28 protein-coding genes are annotated in these 26663 nt (G+C 74.6%); 13 read left to right on the forward strand and 15 right to left on the reverse strand.

The window, feature by feature from the left end; translation table 11 throughout:
• Position 1 precedes the first annotated feature (1 nt).
• From ACLIBK_RS03695 to ACLIBK_RS03710, 4 genes are all read right to left on the reverse strand, one after another.
• Positions 2-292 carry a hypothetical protein gene (locus ACLIBK_RS03695; RefSeq protein ID WP_415385870.1) on the reverse strand — a complete coding sequence of 97 codons (291 nt, stop codon included), beginning with the start codon at positions 290-292 and terminating at the stop codon, positions 2-4.
• 30 nt (positions 293-322) lie between these two features.
• Positions 323-520, reverse strand: a complete 198-nt coding sequence (locus tag ACLIBK_RS03700) for a hypothetical protein (RefSeq protein ID WP_415385871.1) — start codon at positions 518-520, stop codon at positions 323-325.
• A 142-nt stretch (positions 521-662) separates the two neighbouring features.
• On the reverse strand, positions 663-872 hold the full coding sequence (locus ACLIBK_RS03705) for a hypothetical protein (RefSeq protein ID WP_415385872.1): 210 nt from the start codon (positions 870-872) through the stop codon (positions 663-665).
• 131 nt (positions 873-1003) lie between these two features.
• Positions 1004-1636 carry an HdeD family acid-resistance protein gene (locus ACLIBK_RS03710; RefSeq protein WP_415385873.1) on the reverse strand — a complete coding sequence of 211 codons (633 nt, stop codon included), beginning with the start codon at positions 1634-1636 and terminating at the stop codon, positions 1004-1006.
• Positions 1637-1803: 167 nt separating this feature from the next.
• Here ACLIBK_RS03710 and ACLIBK_RS03715 point away from each other — a divergent pair, with 167 nt between their 5' ends.
• A complete protein-coding gene (locus ACLIBK_RS03715) occupies positions 1804-2772 on the forward strand; it encodes a Bug family tripartite tricarboxylate transporter substrate binding protein (RefSeq protein WP_415385874.1) in 969 nt (322 codons plus the stop codon).
• A gap of 12 nt (positions 2773-2784) precedes the next feature.
• Here ACLIBK_RS03715 and ACLIBK_RS03720 read toward each other — a convergent pair whose 3' ends face one another.
• Together ACLIBK_RS03720 and ACLIBK_RS03725 are read right to left on the reverse strand one after the other, a co-directional pair.
• Positions 2785-3729, reverse strand: a complete 945-nt coding sequence (locus ACLIBK_RS03720; RefSeq protein WP_415385875.1) for a hypothetical protein — start codon at positions 3727-3729, stop codon at positions 2785-2787.
• A 5-nt stretch (positions 3730-3734) separates the two neighbouring features.
• Positions 3735-4064: a hypothetical protein gene (locus tag ACLIBK_RS03725; protein WP_415385876.1), complete on the reverse strand. Its 330-nt coding sequence runs from the start codon at positions 4062-4064 to the stop codon at positions 3735-3737.
• Positions 4065-4230: 166 nt separating this feature from the next.
• Between ACLIBK_RS03725 and ACLIBK_RS03730 the strand changes: the two genes are divergently transcribed.
• Positions 4231-5712 carry a winged helix-turn-helix domain-containing protein gene (locus ACLIBK_RS03730; protein ID WP_415385877.1) on the forward strand — a complete coding sequence of 494 codons (1482 nt, stop codon included), beginning with the start codon at positions 4231-4233 and terminating at the stop codon, positions 5710-5712.
• Positions 5713-5718: 6 nt separating this feature from the next.
• Here the strand turns inward: ACLIBK_RS03730 and ACLIBK_RS03735 are convergent, their stop codons facing one another.
• The 5 genes from ACLIBK_RS03735 to ACLIBK_RS03755 all read right to left on the reverse strand — a co-directional run bounded on the left by ACLIBK_RS03735 (position 5719) and on the right by ACLIBK_RS03755 (position 11217).
• On the reverse strand, positions 5719-6111 hold the full coding sequence (locus tag ACLIBK_RS03735) for a hypothetical protein (protein WP_415385878.1): 393 nt from the start codon (positions 6109-6111) through the stop codon (positions 5719-5721).
• A gap of 84 nt (positions 6112-6195) precedes the next feature.
• A complete protein-coding gene (locus ACLIBK_RS03740) occupies positions 6196-6642 on the reverse strand; it encodes a DNA polymerase III subunit chi (RefSeq protein WP_415385879.1) in 447 nt (148 codons plus the stop codon).
• Entirely contained in the window at positions 6635-8137 is a 1503-nt protein-coding gene (locus tag ACLIBK_RS03745; protein WP_415385880.1) for a leucyl aminopeptidase family protein, read from the reverse strand. The genes ACLIBK_RS03740 and ACLIBK_RS03745 overlap by 8 nt, the downstream gene beginning before the upstream one ends.
• An 11-nt stretch (positions 8138-8148) precedes the next feature.
• Complete coding sequence (locus ACLIBK_RS03750) at positions 8149-9825, reverse strand: leucyl aminopeptidase (protein ID WP_415385881.1); 1677 nt, start codon at positions 9823-9825, stop codon at positions 8149-8151.
• A gap of 153 nt (positions 9826-9978) precedes the next feature.
• Entirely contained in the window at positions 9979-11217 is a 1239-nt protein-coding gene (locus ACLIBK_RS03755; protein ID WP_415385882.1) for an FAD-dependent oxidoreductase, read from the reverse strand.
• Positions 11218-11444: 227 nt separating this feature from the next.
• Between ACLIBK_RS03755 and cysQ the strand changes: the two genes are divergently transcribed.
• Entirely contained in the window at positions 11445-12272 is an 828-nt protein-coding gene (cysQ, locus tag ACLIBK_RS03760) for a 3'(2'),5'-bisphosphate nucleotidase CysQ (RefSeq protein ID WP_415385883.1), read from the forward strand.
• Positions 12269-13249, forward strand: a complete 981-nt coding sequence (locus ACLIBK_RS03765) for an L-threonylcarbamoyladenylate synthase (protein WP_415385884.1) — start codon at positions 12269-12271, stop codon at positions 13247-13249. Before cysQ ends, ACLIBK_RS03765 begins: the two co-directional genes overlap by 4 nt.
• Positions 13250-13339: 90 nt before the next feature.
• On the opposite strand, the gene ACLIBK_RS03770 is transcribed toward ACLIBK_RS03765, so the two are convergent.
• Positions 13340-14758 carry an amidohydrolase gene (locus tag ACLIBK_RS03770; protein ID WP_415385885.1) on the reverse strand — a complete coding sequence of 473 codons (1419 nt, stop codon included), beginning with the start codon at positions 14756-14758 and terminating at the stop codon, positions 13340-13342.
• 179 nt (positions 14759-14937) lie between these two features.
• On the opposite strand from ACLIBK_RS03770, the gene ACLIBK_RS03775 reads away from it, so the two are divergent.
• The 4 genes from ACLIBK_RS03775 to ACLIBK_RS03790 are packed head-to-tail and all read left to right on the forward strand — an operon-like array spanning position 14938 to position 19110.
• Positions 14938-15852: an ABC transporter permease subunit gene (locus ACLIBK_RS03775; protein ID WP_415385886.1), complete on the forward strand. Its 915-nt coding sequence runs from the start codon at positions 14938-14940 to the stop codon at positions 15850-15852.
• Complete coding sequence (gene livM, locus ACLIBK_RS03780) at positions 15849-17552, forward strand: high-affinity branched-chain amino acid ABC transporter permease LivM (RefSeq protein ID WP_415385887.1); 1704 nt, start codon at positions 15849-15851, stop codon at positions 17550-17552. The genes ACLIBK_RS03775 and livM overlap by 4 nt, the downstream gene beginning before the upstream one ends.
• Entirely contained in the window at positions 17549-18370 is an 822-nt protein-coding gene (locus ACLIBK_RS03785) for an ABC transporter ATP-binding protein (protein ID WP_415385888.1), read from the forward strand. The genes livM and ACLIBK_RS03785 overlap by 4 nt, the downstream gene beginning before the upstream one ends.
• Before the next feature lie 38 nt (positions 18371-18408).
• On the forward strand, positions 18409-19110 hold the full coding sequence (locus tag ACLIBK_RS03790) for an ABC transporter ATP-binding protein (RefSeq protein ID WP_415385930.1): 702 nt from the start codon (positions 18409-18411) through the stop codon (positions 19108-19110).
• Here ACLIBK_RS03790 and ACLIBK_RS03795 read toward each other — a convergent pair.
• Complete coding sequence (locus tag ACLIBK_RS03795; protein ID WP_415385889.1) at positions 19095-19580, reverse strand: DUF421 domain-containing protein; 486 nt, start codon at positions 19578-19580, stop codon at positions 19095-19097. The two genes, ACLIBK_RS03790 and ACLIBK_RS03795, sit on opposite strands and share 16 nt — an antisense overlap.
• A 28-nt stretch (positions 19581-19608) precedes the next feature.
• The gene (locus tag ACLIBK_RS03800; protein ID WP_415385890.1) at positions 19609-20118 is read right to left on the reverse strand and encodes a hypothetical protein; all 510 of its coding nucleotides are present in this window, start codon (positions 20116-20118) and stop codon (positions 19609-19611) included.
• 129 nt (positions 20119-20247) lie between these two features.
• On the opposite strand from ACLIBK_RS03800, the gene ACLIBK_RS03805 reads away from it, so the two are divergent.
• The 5 genes from ACLIBK_RS03805 to ACLIBK_RS03825 all read left to right on the forward strand — a co-directional run bounded on the left by ACLIBK_RS03805 (position 20248) and on the right by ACLIBK_RS03825 (position 25873).
• Positions 20248-21369 carry a branched-chain amino acid ABC transporter substrate-binding protein gene (locus tag ACLIBK_RS03805; protein ID WP_415385891.1) on the forward strand — a complete coding sequence of 374 codons (1122 nt, stop codon included), beginning with the start codon at positions 20248-20250 and terminating at the stop codon, positions 21367-21369.
• A gap of 356 nt (positions 21370-21725) precedes the next feature.
• Positions 21726-22616 (forward strand): hypothetical protein, encoded by an 891-nt coding sequence (locus ACLIBK_RS03810; protein WP_415385892.1) that lies wholly within the window; start codon positions 21726-21728, stop codon positions 22614-22616.
• Between the two features lie 140 nt (positions 22617-22756).
• The gene (locus ACLIBK_RS03815; RefSeq protein ID WP_415385893.1) at positions 22757-23461 is read left to right on the forward strand and encodes a dienelactone hydrolase family protein; all 705 of its coding nucleotides are present in this window, start codon (positions 22757-22759) and stop codon (positions 23459-23461) included.
• Between the two features lie 173 nt (positions 23462-23634).
• Positions 23635-24552, forward strand: coding sequence for a DMT family transporter (locus ACLIBK_RS03820; RefSeq protein WP_415385894.1), 918 nt, complete (start codon positions 23635-23637; stop codon positions 24550-24552).
• Positions 24553-24652: 100 nt separating this feature from the next.
• Complete coding sequence (locus tag ACLIBK_RS03825) at positions 24653-25873, forward strand: hypothetical protein (protein ID WP_415385895.1); 1221 nt, start codon at positions 24653-24655, stop codon at positions 25871-25873.
• On the opposite strand, the gene ACLIBK_RS03830 is transcribed toward ACLIBK_RS03825, so the two are convergent.
• Complete coding sequence (locus ACLIBK_RS03830) at positions 25821-26393, reverse strand: GNAT family N-acetyltransferase (RefSeq protein WP_415385896.1); 573 nt, start codon at positions 26391-26393, stop codon at positions 25821-25823. The two genes, ACLIBK_RS03825 and ACLIBK_RS03830, sit on opposite strands and share 53 nt — an antisense overlap.
• Positions 26394-26663: the final 270 nt, after the last annotated feature.

The following is a 26663-nucleotide window of genomic DNA, read 5'->3' on the forward strand; positions in this document are numbered from 1 at the left end:
CTCAGCGCTCCTGGAAGCCGATGGCGTTGCGCAGGGCGTGCGCGATGAGCTCCATGCGCCGCTCGAAGCCGGCGGCCGCGGCCTCCTGCCCGGCCTCTTCGGCGATCACCACGCCGCGCAGCACGGAGCCTTCCAGCTCCGTGGCCATCACCTCCATGGCGTCGTTGGCCGCCCTGGCACCGCCGCCGGTCACCGCCGCGCGCAGGGCCGCGATCTCGCCGAAGGCGGCCGCCAGCGCCGTTTCCAGCGCCACGATCTCCCCGCGCAATTCCGCCAGCTCGTTCCTGGCCATGCCTGCCCCGACCGTGCCGCGGACGCGCCTCTAGGCGTCGCCCACGGTGACCGTGACCAGCCCCGTGCCTTCGCAGGTCGGGCAGTTCTCGCCGTCCAGCCTTCCCGTGCCGCCGCAGTCGCGGCAGCTGTTCTCGGCCGTTTGCGGCGCGCCGGGCTCGGCCTCGTCGCCGGGGCTGGGGGCGCCGGAGGCGGCGTTGCCATTGGTGGTCACGGAATTCCCGGTCATGCCCTGTCCTTTTCCCGCCGCGGCTGCGCGAAGAACGCCGGGGAGAAACCGGCGTTGCCGCGGGGCATCACCCTGCTGCTGCCCTCCTGCCTGCTGCGCCGCCCCATGCTGAACCGGCGCGGGCAGGATGGAGATTTCCCCGCTAGCCGCCCGCGACACCCTTGATGACGATGCCGGTGCCGCCGCAGTTCGGGCATTGGCCGTTCGCAGCGCGACCGCTGCCCTGGCAGGTCGGGCAAACATCCTCGCCGGTGCCCGGCGTTCCCGGCGCGGCATCGTCGCCGGGGTTCAGCCCGCCCGTCCCCGTCGGCTGGGTTCCGCCGGTGCCGCTGCCCGTCTCGTTCTCGGCCATGAGTTCCTCCGGAGCGCTGTGTTTGGTTCAGCAACGCCCCGGCATGGTGCTTGTTGCGCGGCACTGCGGCAGGGCGTCGTCTTCCCGGGACGCCGGGCGGGGGACGCCGCATCCCCGCCCCGGCGCCGGGTTCAGCGCGGCAGGGCGCCTGCTGGCGGAACGGCGCCCCGGCGCGCCCGCAGCCGGAAGGCCAGGACCAGCAGCACCACGCCGAAGGCCAGGGCGTAGCCGCCCAGCCACCAGGTCAGCACCAGCGCGCCCGCCACCGGCGACAGGTAGAGCAGCACGCCCCAGACCACCGACACCAACCCCGACAGCGCCAGCAGCCAGCGCCCATGGCCGCCCTGCAGGCGAAACGCGGCGAAGATCATCAGCGCGCCGGACACCACCGACCAGATGCCGAGCAGCGTGACCAGCAGCAGCACGGTCAGCCCCGGCATCAGAAAGGCCACCACGCCGGCCAGCAGGTCCACGACTCCTTCCAGGATCAGCAGGCCCCAGCGCTCGTGCCGGGCCGCGGCCCGGACCCCGGCCACGATCGCGAAGATGCCGTCCGCCAGCATGTAGGCGGCGAACACCAGTACCAGCGACGCCACGGTGGCGAAGGGCACCAGCAGCGCCACCAGGCCGAACAGGATGGCAAAGGCGCCGCGCAGCCCGATGGCCCACCAGTTGCGGGCCAGCAGCGCGCTCATCCCCGCGACGGAGGGACGGTCGGGCACCGGGCCACCCGGCGCCCCTGGGGCGGTGGGGGAAAGGGTCATGCGCTGTTCTCCTGCGGTCGCCGCGGGTGGCGAGCGGCGATGCCGGGGCAACCGTGCCGCGGCGGCCGGGTTGCGGCCCGCGCGGCGGCCACGCCGAAGCCCCCGTACTCTTGACCCCCCGTCGCCGGGGGGCGATCAGCCAGGCTCCAGTCCGGGAGAACCGCCCCATGCCCACGCGCCGCGCCGCCCTGGCCCTCGGCCTCGCCCTGCCCGCCCTGGCGGCCCGCGGCGCCCGGGCCCAGACCGGCGCCCCGCCGCTGCGGCTGGTGGTTCCCGCCCCGCCCGGCGGCCCCACCGACATCCTGGCCCGCGTGGTGGGCGAGAAGGCGCAGGCCGCCCTGGGCCGCACGGTGGTGGTGGACAACCGCGCCGGCGCCGGCGGGGTGATCGGCAGCGAGGTTGCGTTCCGCGCCGCGCCCGACGGCAACACGCTGGTGCTGGGGCACAACCAGACCCATGCCTCCAACCAGTGGATGATGGCGCGGCTGCCCTTCCACGTGGTGGAGGGCTTCACCCCCGTGGCGCGGCTGGCCACGGTGCACCACGCGCTGGTGGTACCGGCCAACTCGCCCTCGAACACCCTGGCGGAGCTGGTGGTGCGCGGGCAGCAGCAGCCCGTGACCTACGCGTCCTCGCAGGCCGGCTCCGCCTCGCACGTGATCAGCGAAACGCTGGCGCGGCGCACGGGCATGAAGGCGACGCATGTGCCCTATCGCGGCGCCGCCCCGGCGGCCACGGACACCATGACGGGGGTGGTGGATTTCTACACCGCCACTTTCCCGTCCGTGTCGCCACTGGTGCGGGACGGCAAGCTGCGCGCCCTGTGCATCGGCGCCCCCGCGCGGGTGGAAGGCTTTCCCGACCTGCCCACCGCCGCCGAGGCCGGCCAGCCCGACCCCTTCGTGGATGCCTGGTTCGGCCTCTTCGCCCCGCGCGACACCCCGCCGGCGGTGACGGAGGCCCTGTCGCGCGCGATGCTGGGCGCGCTGGAGGACGGCACCGTCGGTCAGCGCCTGGGCGCCGCGGGCTTCACCCTGGCGCCCCAGGGCCCGGCAGCCTTCGCCGCCTTTCAGCGCGACGAGGTGGAGCGCTGGCGCCAGATGGTGGAGCTGACCGGCGTCAAGCTGGAGGAATAGCGCCCCACGCCGCTAGCCGCCCGGCCGCCGCCGCGCCAGGGCGGCCAGGGCCGGCGTGGCGAAGACCGGCAGCGCGGTGAGCGCCATGAACAGGTGCCCTTCCGGCGGCAGAACCGGCGCGCAGGCGGCCCAGATCAGCGTCACGTTGCGGTAGCCGCCGGCCAGGATCGCCTCGGCGCCACCGCGGCCGCGCAGCAGCACTAGTGCCACGGCAGCGCCGCACAGCACCGGCAGGCAGGCCAGCCCCAGCAGCGCCAGCGCCGCGGCGGGATCAGCCCGCAGCACCGGGCCGACGCCGTGCATCCGCGCCAGCGCCGTCAGCGCCAGGGCCAGCACCGCCAGCGCGGCACTCGCGCCGCGCGCCGAACCGCTTGCCAGCCGGGGCAGGCGCCGCAGCGGCAGCGCCAGCACGGCCGGCAGCACCGCCATCAGCCACAAGCGCCCCGCCAGCGCCCCGGGATCGAGCGCCCCCGGCAGTTGCAGCAGCGCCGCCAGCCCCGGCAGCAGCACCGGGCAGGACGCCACGGAGGCCAGCACCACCGCCGCCGTTCGCGCCCCACCCAGGCCCAGCGCGGCGGCCAGGCCGATCGCCCCGGTTCCCACCGGCGCCGCGGCGGCCAGCACCACCCAGCCGGTGCGCTCCGCCCCCGCGCCCAGGGCCGTGGCCGCCACGCCCGCGAGCAGCGGGCCGAACACCCCCAGGGCCACGGCCAGCGCCGCCGCCCGCAGCGGCGTCCGCAGGGCGCCCCCGGCCGGCAGGGCGAGCACGCCGAACAGCGTGGTGGCCGCGAGCAGCAGCGGCGTGGCGCGGTCGGCCAGCGCCGCCCCGGCCGGCCACAACAGCCCCAGCGCCATGGCCGCGAGCGGCAGCAGCGCGCCGCCGTGCCGCAGCGGCCAGCCGCGCCAGGGGATGGTGTCTTCCGGCCGCAGCGCGGCGGATTGCAGCACCGCGGACATGCCCGCTAGCCCGCCGCGCCCGGGGCGCGCGTATCCGGGCAGCTCTGCCCGGCCTGCCGCAGCGCCGCGCCCAGGCGCGGCTCCGGCGAGGCCGCCAGGGCGGCGGGACCGGCCCCGGCCACCGCCAGGAACTGCTCGTAGCCCAGCGCATCCTCCAGCCCGCGCAGCAGGCAGCGGCAGGCGACGGGATCGGCACCGGCCTCGCAGGCCGACAGGAACCGGGCTTCCGCTTCCGGCCCGTATTCCAGGCCGGGCCCGGCGGCCCGGGCCGGGGATGGCAGGGCCGGGGACAGCAGAAACGGGCCGAGGCAGGCGAGCCGAAACAGGCGTGTCATGACGGGGAACCCTCCGGCCGCCCGGCGGCAGCAGGCGCCGGGCGGTGCGGCAGGGAGCCACCGAAGACTCGTCACGGTCCCGAAAGGGGTCTGGAATCTCGCCGAAGGATGGCCGAAACTCCGCGTCCGGGGCGGCCCAAGGGCGCTGCCGGGAAGGATCGCTGCGATGGCGCCTCGGGAAGCACTGCGCTTCGACAGCTTCGTGCTCGACCTCGGCCGCGGCGCCCTGCTGGGACCGGACGGGGCGGAAATCCCGCTGCGACCCAAGACCTACGCGCTGCTGCGCCACCTGCTGGAGCGCGCCGGGCAGCTGGTGGACCGGGATGCCCTGCTGACGGCGATCTGGCCGGGCGTGCACGTGACGGATGACGGCGTCACCCAATGCGTGGGCGAGATCCGGCGCGCCCTGGGCGAAGCGGGCCCGCGGCTGCTGCGGACGGTACCCAAGCGCGGCTACCTGCTGGACGCGGTGGTGCGGCGCGAGATGCTGCCGCCACCTGCCGCGGACGCGATCCCCACGGCGGACGACGCGCCGGCCGACCACGGAACCGCGGCATCCTTGGCGGCGGAACCGGCAGCGACGGCACCGGCCGACGCGCTGCCCGCAACACCGCCGGGCCCACCCGCCTCCGCAACCCCGCCCGGCCCCGGCGACGCGCCGTGGCCCCTGCCCGTGCCGGCGTCGCGCACTTCGCCGCCATCCATACCGTCGCAGATGCCGCGCCGGCCGCGGCCGTGGCGCCCGGCCGTGCTGGGGGGCGGCCTATTGACCGTTTCGCTGCTGTTCGCGGCCCTGTATTTCGCGCCGGGCGAAGCGCGGCCGGGCAACCCCTTGCCGCTGATCTCGGCCGCCTCGCCGCGCGCGGAAGCGGAGCGGCTGTTCAACGAAGGGCAGGCCATCTTCTACGGCCCCGGCGAGCCGGCGGCGAAATGGCTCTCGGCGCGCAGCCTGTTCCAGCGGGCGATGGAGGCCGACCCTGGCTTCGCGCCGTCCTATACCGGCGCCGTGGTGACCTACACCAACATGGTGCTCAGCAACTTCAGCCTGAATGCGGCCGCCGACCTGCGCACGGCCGAGGAGCTGGCGGAACGTGCCGTGGCGCTGGCGCCGGGGCTGGGCCAGGCCCACACGGCCCAGGCGGCCGTGCTGCGCCTGCAGCGGCGCCCCGCCGAGGCGCTGGAAGCCTATCGCAAGGCCGTGGCGCTGGACGACAACCAGCTCCCCTCACGCGCCAATATCGGGATGATGCTGGTGCTCACCGGCCATCCCGCGGAAGCCCCGGCGCCGATCCTGGCCGCCATGGCGGCCGGCGGCCCGACCCATGCCTTCATCCACAGCTGGCACACCTATCTCGGCCTGGCCATGCTGCAGTCCGGACAGGGCGATCACGGGGTGGAACGGTTCCGCCGCGCGCTGGAGCGGCCCGTCCTGATGCCGGCGGCGGAGTTGCGGATGCATCTCGCGGCCGCCCTGGCCCTCAACGGCGAGGTGGACGAGGCGCGAAACCTCGCCGCCGAGGTGCTCGAAACGGCGCCGCGCCTTTCCGCCTCCTGGTTCCGCGCACGGCCGCTCTCGGACCATCCGGCCTATCTGGCGCAGCGCGAGGCCTTTTTCCGGGGCCTCACCCTGGCCGGGGTGCCGGACTGAGGCGGCTCAAACGCCGTCGCCGCCGTTTCCGCCCGAATCGCCGCCGCCGTCATGCGCCACCGGCGGGTCCATCTTGTCGCGCAACTCGCGCAGGATCCGCTGCAGGTCGTCGAGCTGCGTTTGCACCGCCTGGAACTCCGCCCGCGATACCGCCTTGCCCCGCGTGGCCGTGCTGCTCCGGGCGGTCTTGGCCGCCCGCGGCGCCGCAGCCTTGGGCGCGGCCTTGCGGGCCGGGGCCTTGGCGGCGGCGGTCTTCCCGGGGGCGGCAGCCTTCCCCGTGGCCGCCTTCTTGGCCGGGGCGGCCTTGCCGGCGGCGGATCGTTTCGCGCCGCTGCCCGCGCGTGACGCCGCGGTGCCGCTCCCCCGCCCCGTGCTGCGCGACTTGGTGCCGACGGCCATGCCGATTCTCCTCGTTGCGAAGGCGCTGAGGATGCCGTTGGTGGCGCGAAACTGTCACGCCGGAAAAACGGAGTGGCGCCCGGTTCAGGGGCCCTTTTCCCAGCCCCGCGCGCCCTGGCGCCAATAGGTCAGCGTGTGTCCCGCCGCCTTGGCCTGGCGCCAGCGGTCCCGCGCCCCGGCCGTGGCCGCCGCGTCGTTGCCGTCGAACAGGTCCAGCACGCGGTCGAAGCTTGCCAGCCGGTCGCTGGTGGCGCCGTCTACCAGGAACAGGAACTTCGCCCCATTGGGCGCCTCGTCCTCCGTAGTCAGCCAGATCGGCTGCCGCTCCGCCTGGCCGGTGGCGGGGGTGCCGTGCGGCAGCCAGTCCGGGTCCTGCGACAACCACAGCGAGGCATCCAGTGCCGCCAGCCGTTCCGGCCCGGCGCAGCGCACCACGGCGCGGCCGCCGCCTTCCAGCACGCGGCCCAGCAGCCGCGGCAGCGCCTGTTCCAGCGGCGTGCGGGTCAGGTGGTAGAAGCCGATCTCAGCCACGGCGGCGCCGGCGCTCCGCGAAGCGGTCGGCCAGCAGCCGATCCAGCAGCCGCGCCCCGAAGCCGGACGGCCCGGCCGCCGCGGTGGGACGGTCCTCCGACCAGCTCTCGACGCCGGCGATGTCCAGATGCGCCCAGGGCGTGTCGCCGACGAACTCGCGCAGGAAAGCGGCGGCGTGGCTGGCATCGGGGGTGAAGCGCCCGGCCCAGCCGCCCCCGCCGCCCGAGGGCAGGCACTGCTTGAGGTCGGCGATGTCGCTGTCCAGGTCGCTGCGGTGGCGCGCCCCGATCGGCATGGGCCAGAGCGGCTCGCCCACCGCTTCCCCGGCCGCCGCCGCCGCCGCCATCAGCGCGCCGTCATTGCCGAACACCCCGGCGCGGTGATAGCCCAGCGCCGTCACGATGCTGCCGGTCAGGGTGGCGAGGTCCAGCACCGCGCGCGGCCGAAACGCCGTGCAGGCGTGGTGCAGCGCGTCGGCCAGCACCATGCGGCCCTCGGCATCGGTGTCGATCACCTCCACCGTGCGGCCGGACAGGGTGCGCACCACGTCGCCGGGGCGGTAGGCGCCCCCGCCGGTCATGTTCTCCGCGAGCGGCAGCACCGCCACGGCGGGCACCGGGCTGCCGCGCAGCGCCAGCGCCAGCATCGCGCCGGCGCAGGCGGCAGCGCCGGCCATGTCGGCGCGCATCTCCTCCATCCCGGCGGCGGGCTTGATCGAGATGCCGCCGGTGTCGAAGCAGATCCCCTTGCCCACCAGCGCCACCGGCGCGGCGTCGGAATCCCCGGCCCAGCGCAGCACCGCCAGCCGCGGCGGCGCGGCCGAGCCCTGCCCCACCGCCAGCAGCGCCCCGAACCCCGCTTCCGTCAGGCGCTTGCGGCCCCAGACCTCGACGGCCAGCCCGGTACGGTCCAGCGCTTCCAGCCGTTCGGCGAAGATCTTGGGCGTCAGGCGGTTGGCCGGCTCGAACACCTGCTGCCGGGCGAAGATCGCGCCGCGCAGCCCGGGCGCCATCGCCTCGAAGGCCTGCAGCGCCAGGGAGGGGTCCTCCGTCAGCACGTCCAGCCGGTGCAGCGGCGGCGCCGCGTCCGGGTCGGGCCGGCGCGTCGCGTCCGGGCGCCAGGCGCGCAGGACGGCACCCGCGGCCAGCGACGCCGCGACGGCGGGGGGCAGCCTGCGCGCGTCCAGGGCGAAGCGCCCGGGCGCCCCGCTCCCCAGCCCGGCGCGCAGCGCCTCCGCCCCGCCACCCGCGGCTTCCCAGCCGGCCGCCGCCGGCGCCGCGCCGGTGCCCAGCAGCCAGACCGGCCCGCCGCCATCGGCCGGGGCCTGCACGGCGGCGGACTGCCCGGCGGCCCCGGTGAAAGCCGCGGCCCGGGCCGCCTCGCGCAGCGCGTCCGGCACGGGGACGCCGGGCCCGAGCGGCAGGGCGCGCGGCACGCCCGGCTTGGGATCGCGGCGCCAGCGAAGCTTGGGCAGCGCCGCGAGAGGGGACGACAAGGGCGCGGTCTTCAGCGCTTGCGGGAAGTGCCCGACCGCGACGCGCGCGGCTTGGCGGGGGTTGCCGCGGCCGCGCTGCCACCCGTGCCCTCCGCGGGTTGGTCGGGCTGCGGCGAGGCCGGCACGGGGCTCGGCTCGCCCTCGGACAGCAGGGCGGCCGAGGCACCGGCCCCGGCCACGGCCGCGGTGTCCTCCGGCTCGGCCGGCACCGGGGCGGGAGCCGCGGCGCCCTCGTGGTGCTCGGCCACCATGCGGTCCAGCAGGCGCACGCCCCAGGCGGTGGCGCCCTTGGGCGTGGTGGGCTGGTCCTTGCTGCTCCAGGCGGTGCCGGCGATGTCCAGATGCGCCCAGGGACAGCCGTCCACGAAGCGCTGGATGAACTGCGCCGCGGTGATGGAGCCGCCCGGACGGCCGCCGACATTCTTCATGTCGGCGATCTCGGACTTCAGCCCCTTGTCGTAGGCGTCGCCCAGCGGCATCCGCCAGGCCAGCTCGCCCACCGACTTGCCGGCGGCTTCGATGCGCGCGGCCAGGCCGTCATCGTTGGAGAAGAGCCCGGCATGCTCGTGGCCCAGCGCCACGATGATCGCGCCCGTCAGCGTGGCCAGGTCGATCATGAAGGCGGGGTCGAAGCGCTTCTTGGCGTACCACATGACGTCCGCCAGCACGAGGCGCCCCTCGGCGTCGGTGTTGATCACCTCCACCGTCTGCCCCGAGGCCGTGGTCACCACGTCTCCCGGACGCTGGGCGTTGCCGGACGGCATGTTCTCCACCAGCCCGACGATGCCGATGACGTCGGCCTTGGCCTTGCGCCCGGCCAGCGCCGTCATCAGCCCCGACACCACGCCGGCGCCGGCCATGTCCCACTTCATGTCCTCCATGCCGCCGGCGGGCTTGATGGAGATGCCGCCGGTGTCGAAGGTCACGCCCTTGCCCACGAAGCACAGCGGCTTCGGCGAATTCCCGCCTGCGCCGTTCCAGCGCATCACCACCATGCGCGGCTCCTTCACGGAGCCCTGGGCCACGCCCAGCAGCGCGCCGAAGCCCAGCTTGCGCATCTCCTTGGGGCCGAACACCTCGACCTCCACGCCCAGCTTCTCCAGCGCGCGCAGGCGGTCGGCGAATTCCGGCGGGTCCAGCACGTTGGGCGGCTCGCTGACGAGGTCGCGGGTCAGGAACACGCCCTCCGCCACGGCGCGGCGGGACGCCCAGGCGTCGCGCGCCGCGCCGGGGTCCTCGCACAACACCTTCAGCGCCCGCATGCGCGGCTTGTCGTCCGGCTTCTCCGTGGTGCGGTAGCGGTCGAAGCGGTACATCCGCAGCGCCGCCCCCAGCGCCGCATCCGCCGCCACCGGCACCGCGCGGGCATCGATCGCCGCGGTGGCCTCGCCCGAGAGGGCGCCGGCCGCCACGCCGCCCGCGGCCTCGGCGGCCGGGGCGTCCAGCTCGGCCCGCTTGCCCAGCCCCACCAGCACCAGCCGGTTCAAGCCGTTGCCGGGGGCCAGCAGCAGCGCGGTGCTACCCTTGCGCGCCTTGAACTCCGCCGCTGCGATGCCGCGATGGATGGCACCCCCCAGCACCCGGTCCCATTCGGTCCAGTGCCCGCCCCCGAGATCCTCCTCCGTCAGCAGCAGCGCGAGCCCCCCGCCGGCAGGCAGGGCGGGCTTGGCGAAATCGATGTCGAGCATGCGGTGCGACCGATCCATGAGAAAAGGTTGAGACGATCAATACCACCCCACCGCCGGGTGGCCAGGGCGGGGCGCGCCGGGCTCGCGCCGCCTTGACCCGGGGAATGCGCGACGCCGGCCCATCCCGCGCGAGGCGCGGCACGGGGGGCGCCGTCACGGGCCGGGGGCCACGTGCTCCGGCCGGAAGCCCATCCCGATCAGCCGGGCCGGGACCCGCCGCAGCACCGGCAGCCGGGCCAGTAGCCGCATCGGCCAGGGCGGACCGCCGCCCCCGCCGCCGGCCAGCACGCGGCCGATCAGCCGGTCCTGCACCAGCCGCTGCAACCGCTGCGTCGCCCGAGTCGGCCATTCCCGCCGCCGCTGCACCCGCCGGAGGTCGCGCAGGTCCGGCACGCCGCGCCGCAGCGCCGGGGCCAGCAGGTTGGCCGCCGCCACCGCGTCCTGGATGGCCAGGTTGATGCCCACCCCGCCCACCGGCGACATGGCGTGCGCCGCGTCGCCGATGCAGAGCAGCCCCGGCCGGCACCAGTCCTGCAGCCGGTCCACGGACACGCTGAGCAGCTTTACCTGGTCCCAGTCGGCGATCCCGTCCAGCCGCGCGGCGAAGCCGGGGGCGACGCGGGCGACCTCGGCACGAAAGGCGGGCAGCCCGGCCCGCCGCACGGCGTCGAAGCCGCCCTTGCGGATCACCAGGGCGCATTGCCAGTAATCCCCGCGGTCGATGGTCACGAAGAGCCGCCCGCGCGCCACCCGGCCCAGGGACTGGGTGGCGTCGCCCTCGCCGCGCGGCAGCCGGAACCACAGCACGTCGATCGGCGCCCCCTGGTCCAGCACGCGCAGCCCCGCCTGCGCCCGCAGCGCGGAATGCCGCCCGTCGGCCGCCACCACGAGGTCGGCGCGCACCTCCAGCCCGCCCGCCGGGGTGCGCGCCCGCACGCCCGCCACCCGGTCGCCATCCCGCAACAGCTCGGTGGCCTCCGCCCGCATCCGCAGCGCGAAGCCGGGGAAGTGCTGTGCCTGCTCGGCCACCAGGTCGAGGAAATCCCATTGCGGCATGAAGGCCACGAAGCGGCAGGCCGTCGGCAGGTGGGAGAAGTCCGCCATCGGCACCACCGTGTCGCCGAACTGCGCGCCGATCTCGCGCGCCCGCTGGTGCGGCCGGGCCAGCAGCGCCTCCAGCCAGCCCAGCTCGCGCACCACTTCCAGCGTCGAGGGGTGCAGCGTGTCGCCGCGGAAGTCGCGCAGGAAGTCGGCGTGCTTTTCCAGCACCACGACCGGCACGCCCGCGCGCGCCAGCAGCAGCCCCAGCATCATCCCGGCCGGACCGCCGCCGACCACGCAGCAGCGGGTGGTGACCTGTTCCATCGCCGCACCGTCCGACCCATGGCTCACGACATCCTGACCCAGGACCGGCCGGAAGTCGCGCGCAATAGCGGCCACCCCGCGCCCCCGGCGGCGGGCCCTGCGTCCCGGCGGCACCGCGCAGCGCCATACCGCGGCACCTGCGCCGGCTTATGACCCGCCCCGCAGCCCCTCACCCCCCGCGACCGGATGCCGCACGGGCGCCGCGGCCGGCGGCCCCGATGGCGCTCCCGCACCGGGGCGGCTATCCACGGCGGATGAACGACGAGGAACTCCTGGAACTGGCGGCGCGGCTGGCCCGCACCGCCGCCGCCGCCATCGAGGCGGTGCGCGCCGCCGGCTTCGCGGTGGAGCGCAAGTCCGACGCGTCCCCGGTCACGGAAGCCGACCGCGTGGCCGAGGCCATCATCACCGAGGGCCTGCGCGCCGCCACCCCCGACATCCCCGTGATCGCCGAGGAGGAGGTGGCCGCCGGCGTGGTCACCGCCCTGGCCGATCGCTACTGGCTGGTGGACCCGCTGGACGGCACGCGGGAATTCGCCGCCGGCCGCGACAGCTACGCCGTCTGCATCGGCCTGGTGCAGGGCGACGCGCCGGTGCTGGGCGCCGTGGCCATCCCCCCCACGGGCGAGGTGTTCGGCGGCATCGTCGCCACCGGCACCGCCTGGAAGGAGGACGCCGCCGGCCGCCGCCCCGTGGCCGCCCGCCCGCCGCCGGAAGCCGGGCTGGTGGTGATGTTCAGCCGCCATTCCATGAACGACCCCCGCCTGCAGCCTTTCCTGGGCGACTGGCGGGTGGCGGAGGTGGTGAACACCGGCGCCGCGGTGAAGTTCTGCCGCCTGGCGGAGGGGGTGGCCGACCTCTACCCGCGCTTCGGCCGCACCATGGAGTGGGACACCGCCGCCGCTCAGGCGCTGCTGGAAGCCGCCGGCGGCCGCGTGCTGGATGCGGCCAGCGGCGAGCGGCTGCGCTACGGCAAGCCGGGCCTGGAGAACGACGCCTTCGTGGCCTGGGGCCGCCCGGGCGCCATCCCCCGCCAGCCTGCCCCCGGCCGCACCTCGCCGGACCCCGAAGGCGTGCCGTGACGGAACAGCTGCCCGCCGCGGCGCTCGGCCGCGCGGCGGCGCTGCTGCGCGGCGGTGAGCTGGTCGCCTTCCCGACCGAGACGGTCTACGGCCTGGGCGCCGATGCCCGGCAGGGCCGCGCCGTGGCCGCCATCTTCGACGCCAAGGGCCGCCCCCACTTCAACCCGCTGATCTGCCACTTCCTCGACGCCGCCACCGCCTTCGCCGAGGTGCTGCCCGACGGCCGCGCCCTGGCCCTGGCCGAGCGCTTCTGGCCCGGCCCGCTGACCCTGGTGCTGCCGCGCCGCGCCACCAGCCGCGTGGACCTGCTGGCCGGGGCCGGGCTGGACACGCTGGCGGTGCGGGTGCCGGCGCACCCCCTGGCCCTGGCGCTGCTGGGCGAGGTCGGCAGCCCGGTCGCCGCTCCCTCCGCCAACCGCTCCGGCGGCGTGTCGCCCACCACTGCGGCGCACGTGCTGGACGGCCTGGGCGGCCGCATCGCTGCCGTGCTGGATGGCGGCCCCTGCGCCGTGGGGGTGGAAAGCACGGTGCTGGACCTGACCGGCCCCGGCGCGGTGTTGCTGCGCCCCGGCGGCGTCCCGGCCGAGGCGATCGAGGCCCTCATCGGCCCGGTCGGCCGCCCCCTGCCCCTGGCCGCGGCGGCCGCCACGCGCACGCTGCGCTCGCCCGGCATGCTGCTGTCCCACTACGCCCCCGGCCTGCCGGTGCGGCTGGAGGCGACCTCCGTGGCCGCCACCGAAGCCCTGCTCGCCTTCGGCCCCGAGCCGCTGCCCGGCGCCGGCGCCCTCTGGAACCTGAGCCCCGCCGGCGACCTGGCGGAAGCCGCCGCGCGCCTGTTTTCCGGCCTGCGCGCCCTGGACGCGGAGGGCACGCGCCTCGGCCTGACCGGCATCGCCGCCGTGCCGGTGCCGCGCGACGGCCTGGGTGCCGCGATCAACGACCGCCTGGAACGCGCCGCCGCGCCGCGGCCGGGGTAGGGGAAAGCAAGCCGGGGGGAAGTATCCCCCCGGACTCCCGAAAGAAGGAGGGGGACCGGGGGAGTTCACTCCCCCGGCCTTCTTCCACCCTCAGGCCGGCGTACCGCTCCCGGTGAAGTCCGCCACCGCGTGCAGCATGCCGCGCAGCCCGAAGATCATCCCCCGCTCATCCACCTGGAAGCGCGGCGAATGGTTGGGCGCCGCGTTGCGCAGCCCATCGCCCGGCGTGGAAATGCCGACGTTGAAGAAGAAGCCCGGCACGGCGCGCGAGAAGTAGGCGAAGTCCTCCGCCGCCAGCCCCGGCGGCATCAGCCGCAGCCCTTCCGCCCCGGCCACGCGCGCCAGGCTGGGGGCCATGCGTTCGGACAGGGCGGGGTCGTTGCTGTTGCTGGGATAGCCGTTGGGCTCCCAGTTCACCGTTGCGGTGGCGTCCATGCCCTTGGCGACGTTCTCGGAAATCTCCGTGACGCGCTTCATCACGTATTGCCGCCGCTCCTCGCCGTAGGTGCGCAGCGTGCCGTTCAGCTCGGCGCGGTCGGGGATGATGTTGTTGCGGTTGCCGGAATGGAACTGCCCCACCGTCAGCACGGAGGGCTCGCCCACATCCACCTGCCGGCTCTGGATGGTCTGCAGCGCCGAAACGATCTGCGCCCCCACCACGATCGGGTCCACGCCCGCCCAGGGCCGCGCGCCGTGGGTCTGCCGGCCCTGCACGGTGATGCGGAACTCGTCGGCGCTGGCCGCCGCCGGGCCGGGGCGCCAGCCCAGCGCGCCGACCGGCAGGCCGGACACCACGTGCAGGCCGAACACCGCGTCCGGCTTGGGATCGGCGAAGGCGCCTTCGTCCAGCATGCGGCGGGCGCCGCCGATCTCGCCGCGCGGCAGGTTCTCCTCGGCGGGCTGGAAGATCAGCTTGATCGTGCCGCGCAGCTGGTCCTTGTGCTGCGCCAGCACCTCCGCCGCGGCCATCAGGATCGCGGTGTGGCAGTCGTGGCCGCAGGCATGCATGACGCTGACCTCCTGGCCGTCCCAGGTGGTCTTGGCGCGGGAGGCGAAGGGCAGGTCCACCTCCTCGGCCACCGGCAGCGCGTCCATGTCGGCGCGCAGCGCGATCACCGGGCCGGGGCCGCCGCCGCCGCGCAGCACCGCCACCAGCCCGGTCACCGCCACCTTGTCGCGCACCTCGTAACCGAGGTTGCGCAGGTGCGCCGCCACCAGCCCGGAGGTCCGGTTCTCCTGGTTGCCCAGCTCGGGGTTCTGGTGGATGTCGCGGCGCCAAGCGATCATGCGCGGCTCGATCGCGGCGGCCGCGGCGTCCAGCGCCGCGTGGAACGGCCGGGCCGCCCCTGGCGCCACCGCGGCGCGGACGGACTTCGCGGCCAGCATCGGCAGCGCGGAACAGGCGCAGGCCAGCGCCAGCAGCCCGCGGCGCGACGGCCCGGCGGCGGGAGTCGCGGCGACGGGCTCGGCCAGCAGCCGGCGCGCCGGCCGGCCCAGGAACGGCATCATGGACGGATCCTCCGCTTCGGGAACGGCGAAAGGCTAGGACTGGCCGGGAGCGCGGGCAACCGCCGCAGCCCCCGGCGGGCAAGGTCGCGGTTCCCCGCGCAGCCATGATGGTGCCGCAGGCCGGACCGGCGTAGCCTGCGGGACGAAACGGGATAACTGGCAGAAAAGGGGCGCGGCTCTTGGCCTATGCGCTGCAGCAGCTGATCAACGGCATCTCGCTGGGGATGATCTACGGCTTGATCGCGGTCGGCTACACGATGGTCTACGGCATCGTGGGCATGATCAATTTCGCCCACGGCGACATCTTCATGATCGGCGCCTTCGCCATGCTGGTGGGGCTGCTGCTGCTGGTCGGCGGCTCCTTCCTGGATGGCTCCGCGGCCATCCTGCTGGCGCTGGCCTTCTCCATGGCGGTCACCGGCCTGTACGGCTGGACGGTGGAGCGCATCGCCTACCGCCCCTTGCGCGGCTCCTTCCGCCTGGCGCCGCTGATCTCGGCCATCGGCATGTCCATCGTGCTGCAGAACTTCGTGCAGGTCAGCCAGGGCGCCCGCGTCAAGCCGATGGAGCCGCTGGTGCCCGGCGGCGTGACGCTGTTCGAGCAGGGCGGCTTCGCCGTGCAGCTGAGCTGGATCCAGGTGGCGATCGTGCTGGTGACGCTGTTCGTCCTCGCCGCCTTCACGGTCCTGGTGACGCGCACCCGCCTGGGCCGCGCTATGCGGGCGGTGGAGCAGGACCGCAAGATGGCTTCCCTGCTCGGCGTCGACACCGACCGCACCATCTCGCTGGCCTTCGTCATCGGCGCCGCGCTGGCGGCGGTGGCGGGCGGCATGTACCTGCTGCGCTACGGCGTGATCGACTTCTACATCGGCTTCCTGGCGGGGGTGAAAGCCTTCACCGCGGCCGTGCTGGGCGGCATCGGCTCGCTGCCCGGCGCCGTGCTGGGCGGGCTGCTGATCGGCCTGATCGAGACCTTCTGGAGCGCCTACTTCTCCGTGCAGTACAAGGACGTCGCCGCCTTCTCCATCCTGGTGCTGACGCTGATCTTCCTCCCCACCGGCCTGCTCGGCCGCCAGGAGGTCGAGAAGGTATGAGCGGGCCGGACGCCTCCCCCGGCGCCGGCGGCGCCGCGAGCAACGCCGGCGCCGGCGGCGCGGCGGGCAGCCTCGACCCGTCCGGCGGTGCCCCGATTCCTGGCGGCGCCGGCCACCACGCCGACGGCGTGCCCGATCCCGGCGAGGCCGGCGGCATCCCGCGCCCGGTGCCGGGCGAGGCGGAACCGTCGCACCCGCCCTTCGACGCGCTGCGCGGCCTGCGCGACGCCGGGCTGGCGGCGCTGGTGTCGCTGGGCCTCTTCGTGCCGCTGGTGGCGCTGCGCACCGATGTCGGCCCCAACAGCAGCTTGTTCCTGCGCACCCGCTGGGCCGAGGTGATCCTGCTGGCCGTGCTGGTCTTCGTCGGCCATTTCGCGCTGCGCGTGACGCTGGACGGCCGCGCCCGCAACCCCGCCCGCCTGTTCCTGCGCGCCGCCGGCTTCGCCTCGGCCGCGGTGTTCCTAGGCTCCGCCATGCGCGTCGCCGCCAGCGACGGGCTGGCCGAGGCGCTGCGCCAGCCCGCCGCGCTGCTGCTGGCCGGCCGCGTGCCGCTGACGCTGTGGTTCGTGCTGCTGGCCCTCACGGTCGTGCTCTTCGCCCTGGCCCTGTCGCGCCATCGCGCCCCGCGCGCGGTGCGGGTGGCGCGCCCCGGCGGCCTCCGCCCCAGCCACATTCTGGCGCCGCTGTTCCTGGGCGTCGCGGTGGTGCTGCCCTTCATCCCCGGCATCGGCCGCTACGAGCTGGACCTCGCGGTGCTGGTGCTGACCTACGTGATGCTGGGCTGGGGGCTGAACATCGTGGTCGGCCTCGCCGGGCTGCTGGACCTCGGCTACGTCGCCTTCTACGCCGTGGGCGCCTACTCCTACGCGCTGCTGTCGCAGCATTTCGGCCTGAACTTCTGGATCTGCCTGCCGCTGGCCGGGATCATGGCCGCCTTCTGGGGCGTGCTGCTGGGCTTTCCCGTGCTGCGCCTGCGCGGCGACTACCTGGCCATCGTGACGCTGGCCTTCGGCGAGATCATCCGCGTGCTGCTGCTGAACTGGGTGTCGCTGACCGGCGGCCCCAACGGCATCTCGGGCATCGCGCGGCCCACCCTGTTCGGCCTGCAGTTCAATGCCGGCGGCGGGCCCGGCTCCTTCGCCGAGTTCTTCGGGCTGGAACCCTCGCCGATCCACCGCGTGATCTTCCTATACTACCTGATCCTGGCGCTGGCCCTGCTGACCAACTGGGTCACGCTGCGCCTGCGCCGCCAACCGCTCGGCCGCGCCTGGGAAGCCCTGCGCGAGGACGAGGTCGCCGCCCGCGCGCTGGGCATCGACATCACCGTCACCAAGCTGACCGCCTTCGCGCTGGGCGCCATGTTCGGCGGCTTCGCCGGCGCCTTCTTCGCCACCCGGCAGGCCTTCATCTCCCCCGAAAGCTTCACCTTCATCGAGAGCGCGATCATCCTGGCCATCGTGGTGCTGGGCGGCCTGGGCTCGCAGCTCGGCGTCGCCATCGCCGCCCTGGTGATGATCGGCGGCTTCGAGGTGTTCCGCGGGTTGGAGGAATGGCGGATGCTGGTGTTCGGCGCCGCCATGGTGGTGATCATGGTGTGGCGCCCGCGCGGCCTGGTGTCCACGCGCACGCCCACGGTGACGCTGAGCGGCAGGAAGGGTCGCGCCATCTCGGGCGACCTGGTCGCGGAGGGCCACGGATGACCGCCGCCCCGATCCTGACGGTCGAGGCGCTGACCATGCGCTTCGGCGGCCTCACCGCCGTCAACGCCGTGTCCTTCGCGGCCGGCAAGGGGGAGATCACCGCGGTGATCGGCCCCAACGGCGCCGGCAAGACCACCATGTTCAACTGCATCACCGGCTTCTACCGGCCGACCTCCGGCTCCATCACCCTGCACGCGACGAATGGCGAACGGGCGCTGCACAACCTCGCCGGCCACCGCATCTCGCGCGCCGGGGTGGCGCGCACCTTCCAGAACATCCGCCTCTTCGCCGGCATGACGGTGCTGGAGAACCTGCTGGTGGCGCAGCACAACGCGCTGATGGCCGCCACCGGCTTCGGCATCGGCGCGGTGCTGGGCCTGTCGCGCTACCCCGCCGCCGAGCGCGCGGCGATCGAGCGCGCCCGCCGCTGGCTGGACGAGACCAACCTCACCGCCCGCGCCGACGACCCCGCCGGCGCCCTGCCCTACGGCGACCAGCGTCGGCTGGAGATCGCGCGGGCCATGTGTTCCAACGCCCCCGACGGTCCCAGCCTGCTGTGCCTGGACGAACCCGCCGCCGGTCTCAACCCGCGCGAGAGCGAGGAGCTCGGCACGCTGGTGCGGCGCATCCGCGACACCGGCACCTCCGTGCTGCTGATCGAGCACGACATGGGCGTGGTAATGGGCATTTCCGACCGCATCGTGGTGCTGGACCACGGGGTGCAGATCGCCTCCGGCACGCCGGGGGAGATCCGCCGCAACCCGGCGGTGATCGCCGCCTATCTGGGCGAAGGCGACGCGGACGAGGTGGCGGCATGAGCGCGGAGCTTTCCACCCGCCCGGCAACCGCGACGCCGATGCTGGAACTGCGCGGCGTGTCCGCCGCCTACGGCGCGGTGCGGGCGCTGAACGACGTCTCGATCACCGTGGCCCCCGGCGAGATCGTGGCGCTGATCGGCGCCAACGGCGCGGGCAAGTCCACCCTGCTGATGACGGTCTGCGGCTCGCCCCGCGCCCGCTCCGGCGCCGTGCTGTTCGAGGGCCGCGACATTTCCGCCCTGCCCACCCACGGCATCGCCCGCCTGGGCATCGCGCAGTCGCCCGAGGGCCGCCGCATCTTTCCGCGCATGAGCGTGCGGGAAAACCTGCTGATGGGCGCGCAGCAGTTCGACCACGACCCCGCCCCCGACCTGGAGCGCGCCTTCACCCTGTTCCCCCGCCTGCGCGAGCGCGAGGCGCAGCGCGGCGGCACGCTCTCGGGCGGCGAGCAGCAGATGCTGGCCATCGCCCGCGCCCTGATGTCGCGCCCGCGCCTGCTGCTGCTGGACGAGCCCTCGCTCGGGCTGGCGCCGCTGGTGGTGAAGCAGATCTTCGGCGCCATCCGCGACCTCAACGCCCGCGAGGGACTGACCGTGCTGCTGGTGGAGCAGAACGCCAACCAGGCGCTGCGCCTCGCCCATCGCGGCTACGTGCTGGTGAACGGCCGCATCACCATGGCCGACACCGGCGCCGCCCTGCTGGCGCGGCCGGAGGTGCGCGAAGCCTATCTGGGCGGCTGAGGGCTCGCCGCCGCTGGTTCCGCCGGCGGCCCGAAGGGGATGATGCTGATCCGCCCGTCGGTTTCCAGCACGGCGAAGCGCACCGCCGCGACCTCGGCGATACCGCTCCCGCGGGCACTGGCCATCACGTCGTCCAGCGACACCCGGGCGCGGCGCAGCGCGGCGTGATCGGGCTGGCCGTCGCGCACCAGCAGCGTCGGCGCCCCTTCCAGCACCCGTCCCAGCCGCGGCCAGCGGTTCTGCACCAGGGCATACAGCACGCTGAGCAGCATCAGCGTCACGATCACCAGGAAGGCGCTGGTCAGGCTGTTGTCCTCGCCCAGCAGCGCCGGCTGCAGCATCTCGCTGGCCAGCAGCAGCACCACCAGGTCCACCGGGCTCATCTGCCCCAGCGTCCGCCGCCCCGACAGCCGCAGCAGCACCAGCAGCCCCAGCCACACCAGGGCGGCGCGCAGGATCATCTCGGTCATCGGCGCATCCCCGGAGGAGGCCGGCGCGTCACGGCCATACCCAGGCCCGCATCACCAGCGGCGCGCCGTCCCCGGCCCGCAGCGTCCCGCGCGCCCCGAAGGTCATGGCGCGCGGCTGCACCCAGGCACGGATCGGCGGCGGCTGCGCCCCGGCCTCGGCCAGGAGGTCCAGGCACATCCCCTCGGGGGTGATCACCTGCCGCGCCGAATCGGGTTCCAGCCGCACCAGCTGCCATTCGTCCAGCAGGTCGCGGCCGAGGCAGATCCGCTGCTCCCCCTTGGCGTCCCGCGCCGCGGCGTGCAGCACCAGCACCGTGGTGCCGCCGGTGCGCTGGAAGCGCTCGTATTCCAGCCGCAGGCTGCCGTCGCCCGCGCGGATGTCACGATGCGACAGCGGCCCGTCGCCGAACAGCCCCGCCGCCGCCAGGGCCAGCGCCACCGCCATACCCACCCAGGCGATGCGCGAGGCACGCCAAACGCGCTCCTGCGCGCCGCGGTGGTCCAGCACCTCGGCAATGGAAGACGGAAGCTCCGGCACCCTGGGCCAACGCCGGCCGCCCCGGATCGTTGCTCCCGCGCTCGTGAACCGCTTGGCGGCGGCGGCGCCGTCGCACTAGGCTCCGCGCGACGGCTCGGAGCCACCGGCCGCAGCAGAAGAGGCAAGCCGATGACCCTCGTGAACCGACGCACCCTGCTGGGCGCGACCCTCGCCGCGCCCGCCCTCCTCGGCGCCCGCGGCGGCTTCGCCCAGTCCGGCCCGCTGCGCATCGCCACCGCGGGGCCGATGACCGGCCAGTACGCGGCCTTCGGCGCCCAGATGCGCGAGGGCGCGACCCAGGTGGTGGCCGACCTCAACGCCGCCGGCGGCGTGCTGGGCCAGCAGCTGGCGCTGGAGGTGGGCGACGATGCCTGCGACCCGCGCCAGGCGGTGTCGGTGGCCAACCAGCTCGCGGGCCGGCAGGTCCGGCTGGTGGCGGGCCATTTCTGCTCCGGCTCCTCCATCCCCGCCAGCAAGGTCTACGGCGAGGAAGGCGTGCTGCAGATCAGCCCCGCCTCCACCAACCCGGTCTTCACCGATGCCGGCGGCTGGAACACCTTCCGCACCTGCGGCCGCGACGACCAGCAGGGCGCGGTGGCCGGCAAGTACATCGCCGACACCTTCAAGGGCCAGCCGGTCGCGATCCTCCACGACAACTCCGCCTACGGCAAAGGCCTGGCGGACGAGACCAAGAAGGCGCTCAACGCCGCCGGCGTCACCGAAGCCGTCTACGCCGCCTACACCCCCGGCGAGCGCGACTACAACGCGCTGGTGTCGCGGCTGAAGTCGGCCAATGTCGGCGTGATGTACGTGGGCGGCTACCACACGGAAGCCGGGCTGATCCTGCGCCAGGCCAAGGAACAGGGGATGCAGGTCACCCTGATCGGCGGCGACGCGCTGGTGACCAACGAATTCTGGCAGATCACCGGCGCCGCCGGCCAGGGCACGCTGATGACCTTCGCGTCCGACCCGCGCAAGCGCCCCACGGCGGCCGAGGTGGTGGCCAAATTCCGCGCCCGCAACGTCGACCCCGAGGGCTACGTCCTCTACACCTATGCCGCGGTGCAGATCTGGGCGGCGGCCGCGGCCAAGGTGGGCAGCGCAGACCCGCGCCGGGTGGCGCAGACCCTGAAGTCCGGCGGTCCCTTCCCCTGCGTGCTGGGCGACATCTCCTTCAACAGCAAGGGCGACGTCACCGTGCCGGACTACGTCTTCTACGTTTGGCGCGACGGTTCCTACGCCCAGATGTGACGCGCACCCCTTGTGGCGGCGCCGCGGCGTCGCCACTTGGACGGCATCAACAACTGAAAGGAGGTGATCCAGTGTCTCATTGCCTTAAGCCGGGTGCCGTGCCCGCAACCTGGATCGCTGCTCACGCCATTGTCGGGGCGGGGTTCTAAGGTTTACGCGGGCCGGATAACGGCCCACGCAATGTGAAGGCTCCGGGGCTCGCGCCCTGGGGCCTTCTTTCGTTTCAGGGTCCTGTCGCGGCAAAGCGCCGGGAAAACCTGTGGCAGATGGGAGACAGCGCGCGCCCTCCTGCAACGGACCGCAACGGCTCACCCGACCCGGCGTTGAACGCGAAACCTTTCCGGGAAGTACTCGCCATGTCCACCACCCTGCCGGGCGGCGCGCCCTACGCCGCCGAAGCCCTACCGGCCCCGCGCCGCCGCGTGTCCTGGGGCGCCATCTTCGCCGGCGCGCTGATCGCCATCGCCGTCGGCACCATGCTGAACATCCTCGGCCTCGCCGTCGGCGCCACCGTAGTGGACGCCACCAACCGCTCCACCCCAGATGCCTCCACCATCGGCATCGGCGCCAGCGTCTGGCTGCTGGTGGCCAACCTGATCGGCCTCGTGGTTGGCGGCTACGTCGCGGCCCGGCTGAGCGGCACCGGCGACCGGTCCGACGCCACCCTGCACGGCCTGTCCACCTGGGCCACCGCCTACCTCGTTTCCGCCGTGCTGCTGGGCAACGTCGTGTCCGGCGCCGCTTCCACCGCCGGCAGCGCCGTCAGCTCCGTGATGGGCGGCCTGGGCCGCGCCGCCACCACCGCCGCTTCCACCGCCGCGCCGCAGGTGGACACCAACGCCCTGGTGGAACGCGCCCGTGCCGCCCTGTCCGGCCCGAGCGACCCGGCCCGCATGACCACCGAGCAGCGCGGCGCCGAAATCTCCTCCATCGTCGGCCGCCGCATCGCCGACGGCAACCTGTCCGACCCGGACCGCACCCGCCTGAACCAGCTGGTGGCCGCCGAGGCCGGCATCCCCGAGCAGGAAGCCGCGCAGCGCGTCCAGGCCTACGAGGCCCAGGCCCAGCGCACCGCCCAGGAAGCCGAGCGTCGCGCCCGCGCCGCGGCCGATGCCGCCGCCACCGGCACCGCCACGGCCTCCTTCTGGATCTTCGCCGCCCTGCTGCTGGGCGCCCTGGCCAGCATCATCGGGGCCCGCATGGGCACCCGGGTGATCGCCGTCGAAGACCGCCGCTACGCCGTCTGAACCCGGCCGCACGCCGGGTTGCTTCCGGGCCGGACGTCCTTCGGGGCGTCCGGCCCTTTTTCTTTCTCCGCCCCCTCCCCCCTGCGCGACGGCCCCGGCCGCGCTAGAAGCGCTTCCGCCACCACGGGGAGCGCGCCAACATGGCCGAAACCATCAGCATCCAGGCCACCGACGGCAGCGGCAGCTTCGACGCCTATCTTGCCCGGCCCGCCGGGGACGCGCCGCGCGGCGCGGTCGTGATGATCCAGGAAATCTTCGGCGTGAACGCCGCCATGCGCGCGCTGTGCGACTGGGTCGCCGACATGGGCTTCATCGCGATCAGCCCCGACCTGTTCTGGCGCCAGGAGCCCGGCGTCGACATTTCCGACGGGTCCGAGGCCGAGTGGCAGAAGGCCTTCGCGCTGATGAACGCCTTCGACCAGGAAAAGGGCGTGGCCGACCTGCTGGCCACCCTGAACACCGTGCGCGCCCTGCCCGGCAGCAACGGTCGCGCCGCCACCATGGGCTTCTGCCTGGGCGGCCGCCTGGCCACCATGATGGCGCTGGAAAGCGACGCCGACTGCAACGTGTCCTATTACGGCGTCGGCCTGGACAACCTGCTCGGCTCGGCCGGCCGCATCACCCGGCCGCTGATCCTGCACGTCGCCGAGCAGGACAAGTTCGTGCCCCCCGAGGCGCAGGCCAAGATCCGCGCCATGCTGGACGGCCACCCGCAGGCCACGGTGTACACCTACCCCGGCGCCGACCACGCCTTCGCGCGCATGGGCGGGCATTCCTGGAACGGCCTGGCCGCCACCATCGCCAACGGCCGCAGCGCGGAACTGCTGCAGCGCTGCCTGGGCTGACCCCCGCGCCGGGCTGACGCCGCCGCGCCGTCGCGGCGCGCGGCGGCGGCCCGGCCCTTCTCCCCCCGGCGATCCACCGCCCCGCGGCGACCGGCGGGGCGGCCCTTCCCGCGCTGCCGCGCCGTGCCGCCCCCGCGCCGGCGCCGCCCCCGTTCCCGAAAGTCCTGCCGCCGATGCCCGCCGAGCCCACTGCCGCCCCCGCCGGGGCCGGTTATTCCCGCGGCATCGGCATGATGCTGCTGGGCATCGCGCTGTTTGCCGGCAACGACGCCCTGGGCAAGTTCCTGGTGGGCAGCTTCTCCGTCGGCCAGATCCTGTTCATCCGCTCCATCGCCTCGCTGCTGGTGATGGCGCCGATCCTGTGGCGCACCGGGCTGGCGCCCTGGCGGGATGCGCCGCACCCGCGGCTGCAGCTGCTGCGGGTGGTGTTCTCCACCGGCGAGAGCGCGCTGTTCTATGCCGCCCTCACCACCCTGCCGCTGGCCGAGGTGATCACCTACTACCTCGCCGGCCCGATCTACGTGACGGCCCTGTCGCCCTTCGTGCTGCGTGAGCGCGTGGGCTGGCGCCGCTGGTCCGCCGTGCTGGTGGGCTTCGTCGGCGTGGTGCTGGCGCTGCACCCCTCGCCCGAGGGCATGTCCTGGGGCGCGCTGGCGGCGCTGACCGGCTCCTTCTCCTTCGCCTGCCTGCTGGTCACCACGCGCAAGCTGTCCGGCACGCACGGCTCGCTGCTGATCACCGGGCAGCTCTGCGGCGCGCTGCTGTTGGGCACGGTCATGGTGCTGGGCGGCGAATGGGCCCCGACGGGCACCGCCGATCTCGGGCTGCTGGCGCTGCTCGGGCTGCTGTCCATGGCCGGCTATGCCTGCGTCAACACGGCGCTGCGCCTGGCCCCGGCCTCGGTGGTGGTGCCCTACCAGTACACGCTGATCGTTTGGGCGCTGATCTTCGGCTACGTCTTCTTCGGCGAGGTGGTGGACCGCCTCACCCTGCTGGGCGCGGCAGTGATCGTGGGCGCCGGGCTGTTCATCTTCCTGCGCGAGCGCCAGCGCGCCACCGCCGCCCCGGACGCCGCCGAACAGCCGGGCTGAGCGCGGCGGGCGTCCCGCGCGGCCGTTCCTGCGGCCCCGGACCGCACCGGCCCACGGGCGGCGGCTGGCCCGGCGCGGCGGGGGCGCGCATCCTGGGCCGGTGCCCCCGCTGTTCCGCCGCGCCCTGCTCCTCGCCGCCGCCGTTCCGGCCCTGCCCCGCCCGGCCGCGGCGGCCACCCCGGACGCCGCCACCCTGCTCGCGCCGATCCGCGCGGCGGCCGACGCGCTGGGCGGCCCCGGGCTGCTGCGCTCCTTTGTCCCCGATGGCGACGAGGCCTTCGACCGCAGCCACGCCGAGGTCGCCTATACCTACGACAACGCCGTGGCCGGCCTCGCCCTGCTGGCCGGCGGCGACCGCCCCGCCGCGGCTCGCCTCGCCGAGGGCCTGCGCCTGGCGCAGGGCCAGGACCGGCACTGGACTGACGGCCGGCTGCGCAACGCCTACGCCGCCGGCCGGCTCTTCGCCGAGGCGCCGCGCAGCGCCCGCCCGCCGGGCTGGTGGGACGCGGTGCGCGGTACCTGGATCGAGGACGGCTACGCCGCCGGCTCCGCCACCGGCCCGGTGGCCTTCGCCATTCTGCTCTGGTGTGCGCTGGGCGACCCCGCCTTTCGTGCGGCCGCAGCGCAGGCGGCCGACTGGGTGGCGCGCGACGCCGCCCATCCCCGCGGCTTCACCGGCGGCACGATCGGCCACGAACCCACCCCCGCCAAACAGGGCTGGCTTTCCACCGAGCAGAACCTTGACCTCGCCGTCGCCTTCGAACGCCTCGGCCGCGTGCCCGAGGCGAGCCGCGCGGCGGCGCTGGTGCGCGCCCTGTGGCTGCCCGCGGAGGGGCGCTTCGCCGCCGGGCTGGACCCGGCCGGCGCGGTGAACGGCGATTCGGCGGTGGATGCCAACCTGTGGCCGCTGCTGTTCTGGCCCGGCCCGGACCTCGCCCCCGCGCTGGACTGGGTGCTGGCGCGCCACGGCCTGCCCGCCGGCGCTCCGGCGGCGGAGCTGGACGGGGTGGATTTCAACGACGACCGCGACGGGATCTGGCTGGAAGGCACGGCCCAGGCGGCGCTGGCGCTGCGCCGCGCCGGGCGCGGTGCCCTGGCCGACCGTTTCCTCGCCACCCTCGGGCGGGAGCGCCGGCGCGACGGCTGGATCTGGGCTTCCAGCATCCCCTGGCTCAGCACCGGCTTCTTCAACGGGGACGTGCCCTTCCGCTATCCCCGGCGCGGCCACCTGGCGGCCAATGCCTGGGCGGCGCTGGCGGTGCTGGACGTCAGCCCCTTCGATCCGCCGGATCGCGCCCCGCCCGCCATTCCACCGCGGTGATGGCGTAGGCGACGTGCCGGCGTAGCGCGTCGCCCTCCGGCAGCCGGGGGTGGTCGAACCCGCCGATCTCCCGCATGCCCAGCCGCCGCATCAGCCCCCAGGAGGCCGTGTTGGCCGGCACGGTGAAGGCCACCACCCGGTCCAGTTCCAGCGGCCCGAAGGCGGCGTCCAGGCACAGGGTCGCCGCTTCCCGGGCCAGCCCCTGCCCGTGCCAGCGCGACGCCAGCCGCCAGCCGATCTCCACCGCCGGGGTGAAGAAGGCCTCGAAGATCACCGGCATCAGGCCGCACATCCCGATCAGCCGGCCCTCCGCGCGGTGCTCCACCGCCCAGAAGCCCCAGCCCCGCTCGGCGAAGCCGGCCTCCACGCGGTCCAGCATGGCGTCCAGCACCTCGCGGCTCATCGGGCGCAGGTAGCGCTGCACCGCGGGTTCGGCGTTGAGGGCGAGAAAGGGCACGCGGTCTTCCGCCCGCCAGAGCCGCAGGCGCAGCCGCGCCCCTTCCAGGACCATCGGCGTCATCCGCGGTGGCCCGCCGAACCGTCCTGGTGGAGCGATTCCCGCCTGCCGGAACGGAAGGCAGTCGACCGGGACCGCGCGGCGTCGCCCGTCGTGGCAGTGGCGGCAATGGCCGGATCGGGCATGGCGGGATGGCTCCTCGGCGCGGCGGCGCGAAATGGCAGAATACGCGGAATCTGCCACAGGCAAGGCCGGGCTTAACCATCAAGCCCTTGTTGTTATCGGATTATCTTCCGAAAGACGGCCTGACGCGGTGGTCGCCGGCCAGGAAGT

It is taken from the genome of Roseomonas sp. BN140053 (assembly GCF_047690175.1).
In the GTDB taxonomy this organism is placed as follows: Bacteria; Pseudomonadota; Alphaproteobacteria; order Acetobacterales; family Acetobacteraceae; genus Roseomonas.

Excerpts from the sequence above, each read along its gene's own strand:
- ACLIBK_RS03695 (WP_415385870.1), bottom strand. The coding sequence starts at position 292 with ATGGCCAGGAACGAGCTGGCGGAATTGCGCGGGGAGATCGTGGCGCTG.
- ACLIBK_RS03700 (WP_415385871.1), bottom strand. The coding sequence starts at position 520 with ATGACCGGGAATTCCGTGACCACCAATGGCAACGCCGCCTCCGGCGCC.
- ACLIBK_RS03705 (WP_415385872.1), bottom strand. The coding sequence starts at position 872 with ATGGCCGAGAACGAGACGGGCAGCGGCACCGGCGGAACCCAGCCGACG.
- ACLIBK_RS03710 (WP_415385873.1), bottom strand. The coding sequence starts at position 1,636 with ATGACCCTTTCCCCCACCGCCCCAGGGGCGCCGGGTGGCCCGGTGCCC.
- ACLIBK_RS03715 (WP_415385874.1), top strand. The coding sequence starts at position 1,804 with ATGCCCACGCGCCGCGCCGCCCTGGCCCTCGGCCTCGCCCTGCCCGCC.
- ACLIBK_RS03720 (WP_415385875.1), bottom strand. The coding sequence starts at position 3,729 with ATGTCCGCGGTGCTGCAATCCGCCGCGCTGCGGCCGGAAGACACCATC.
- ACLIBK_RS03725 (WP_415385876.1), bottom strand. The coding sequence starts at position 4,064 with ATGACACGCCTGTTTCGGCTCGCCTGCCTCGGCCCGTTTCTGCTGTCC.
- ACLIBK_RS03730 (WP_415385877.1), top strand. The coding sequence starts at position 4,231 with ATGGCGCCTCGGGAAGCACTGCGCTTCGACAGCTTCGTGCTCGACCTC.
- ACLIBK_RS03735 (WP_415385878.1), bottom strand. The coding sequence starts at position 6,111 with ATGGCCGTCGGCACCAAGTCGCGCAGCACGGGGCGGGGGAGCGGCACC.
- ACLIBK_RS03750 (WP_415385881.1), bottom strand. The coding sequence starts at position 9,825 with ATGCTCGACATCGATTTCGCCAAGCCCGCCCTGCCTGCCGGCGGGGGG.
- cysQ (WP_415385883.1), top strand. The coding sequence starts at position 11,445 with ATGAACGACGAGGAACTCCTGGAACTGGCGGCGCGGCTGGCCCGCACC.
- ACLIBK_RS03770 (WP_415385885.1), bottom strand. The coding sequence starts at position 14,758 with ATGATGCCGTTCCTGGGCCGGCCGGCGCGCCGGCTGCTGGCCGAGCCC.
- livM (WP_415385887.1), top strand. The coding sequence starts at position 15,849 with ATGAGCGGGCCGGACGCCTCCCCCGGCGCCGGCGGCGCCGCGAGCAAC.
- ACLIBK_RS03785 (WP_415385888.1), top strand. The coding sequence starts at position 17,549 with ATGACCGCCGCCCCGATCCTGACGGTCGAGGCGCTGACCATGCGCTTC.
- ACLIBK_RS03790 (WP_415385930.1), top strand. The coding sequence starts at position 18,409 with ATGCTGGAACTGCGCGGCGTGTCCGCCGCCTACGGCGCGGTGCGGGCG.
- ACLIBK_RS03795 (WP_415385889.1), bottom strand. The coding sequence starts at position 19,580 with ATGACCGAGATGATCCTGCGCGCCGCCCTGGTGTGGCTGGGGCTGCTG.
- ACLIBK_RS03805 (WP_415385891.1), top strand. The coding sequence starts at position 20,248 with ATGACCCTCGTGAACCGACGCACCCTGCTGGGCGCGACCCTCGCCGCG.
- ACLIBK_RS03810 (WP_415385892.1), top strand. The coding sequence starts at position 21,726 with ATGTCCACCACCCTGCCGGGCGGCGCGCCCTACGCCGCCGAAGCCCTA.
- ACLIBK_RS03815 (WP_415385893.1), top strand. The coding sequence starts at position 22,757 with ATGGCCGAAACCATCAGCATCCAGGCCACCGACGGCAGCGGCAGCTTC.
- ACLIBK_RS03820 (WP_415385894.1), top strand. The coding sequence starts at position 23,635 with ATGCCCGCCGAGCCCACTGCCGCCCCCGCCGGGGCCGGTTATTCCCGC.
- ACLIBK_RS03830 (WP_415385896.1), bottom strand. The coding sequence starts at position 26,393 with ATGACGCCGATGGTCCTGGAAGGGGCGCGGCTGCGCCTGCGGCTCTGG.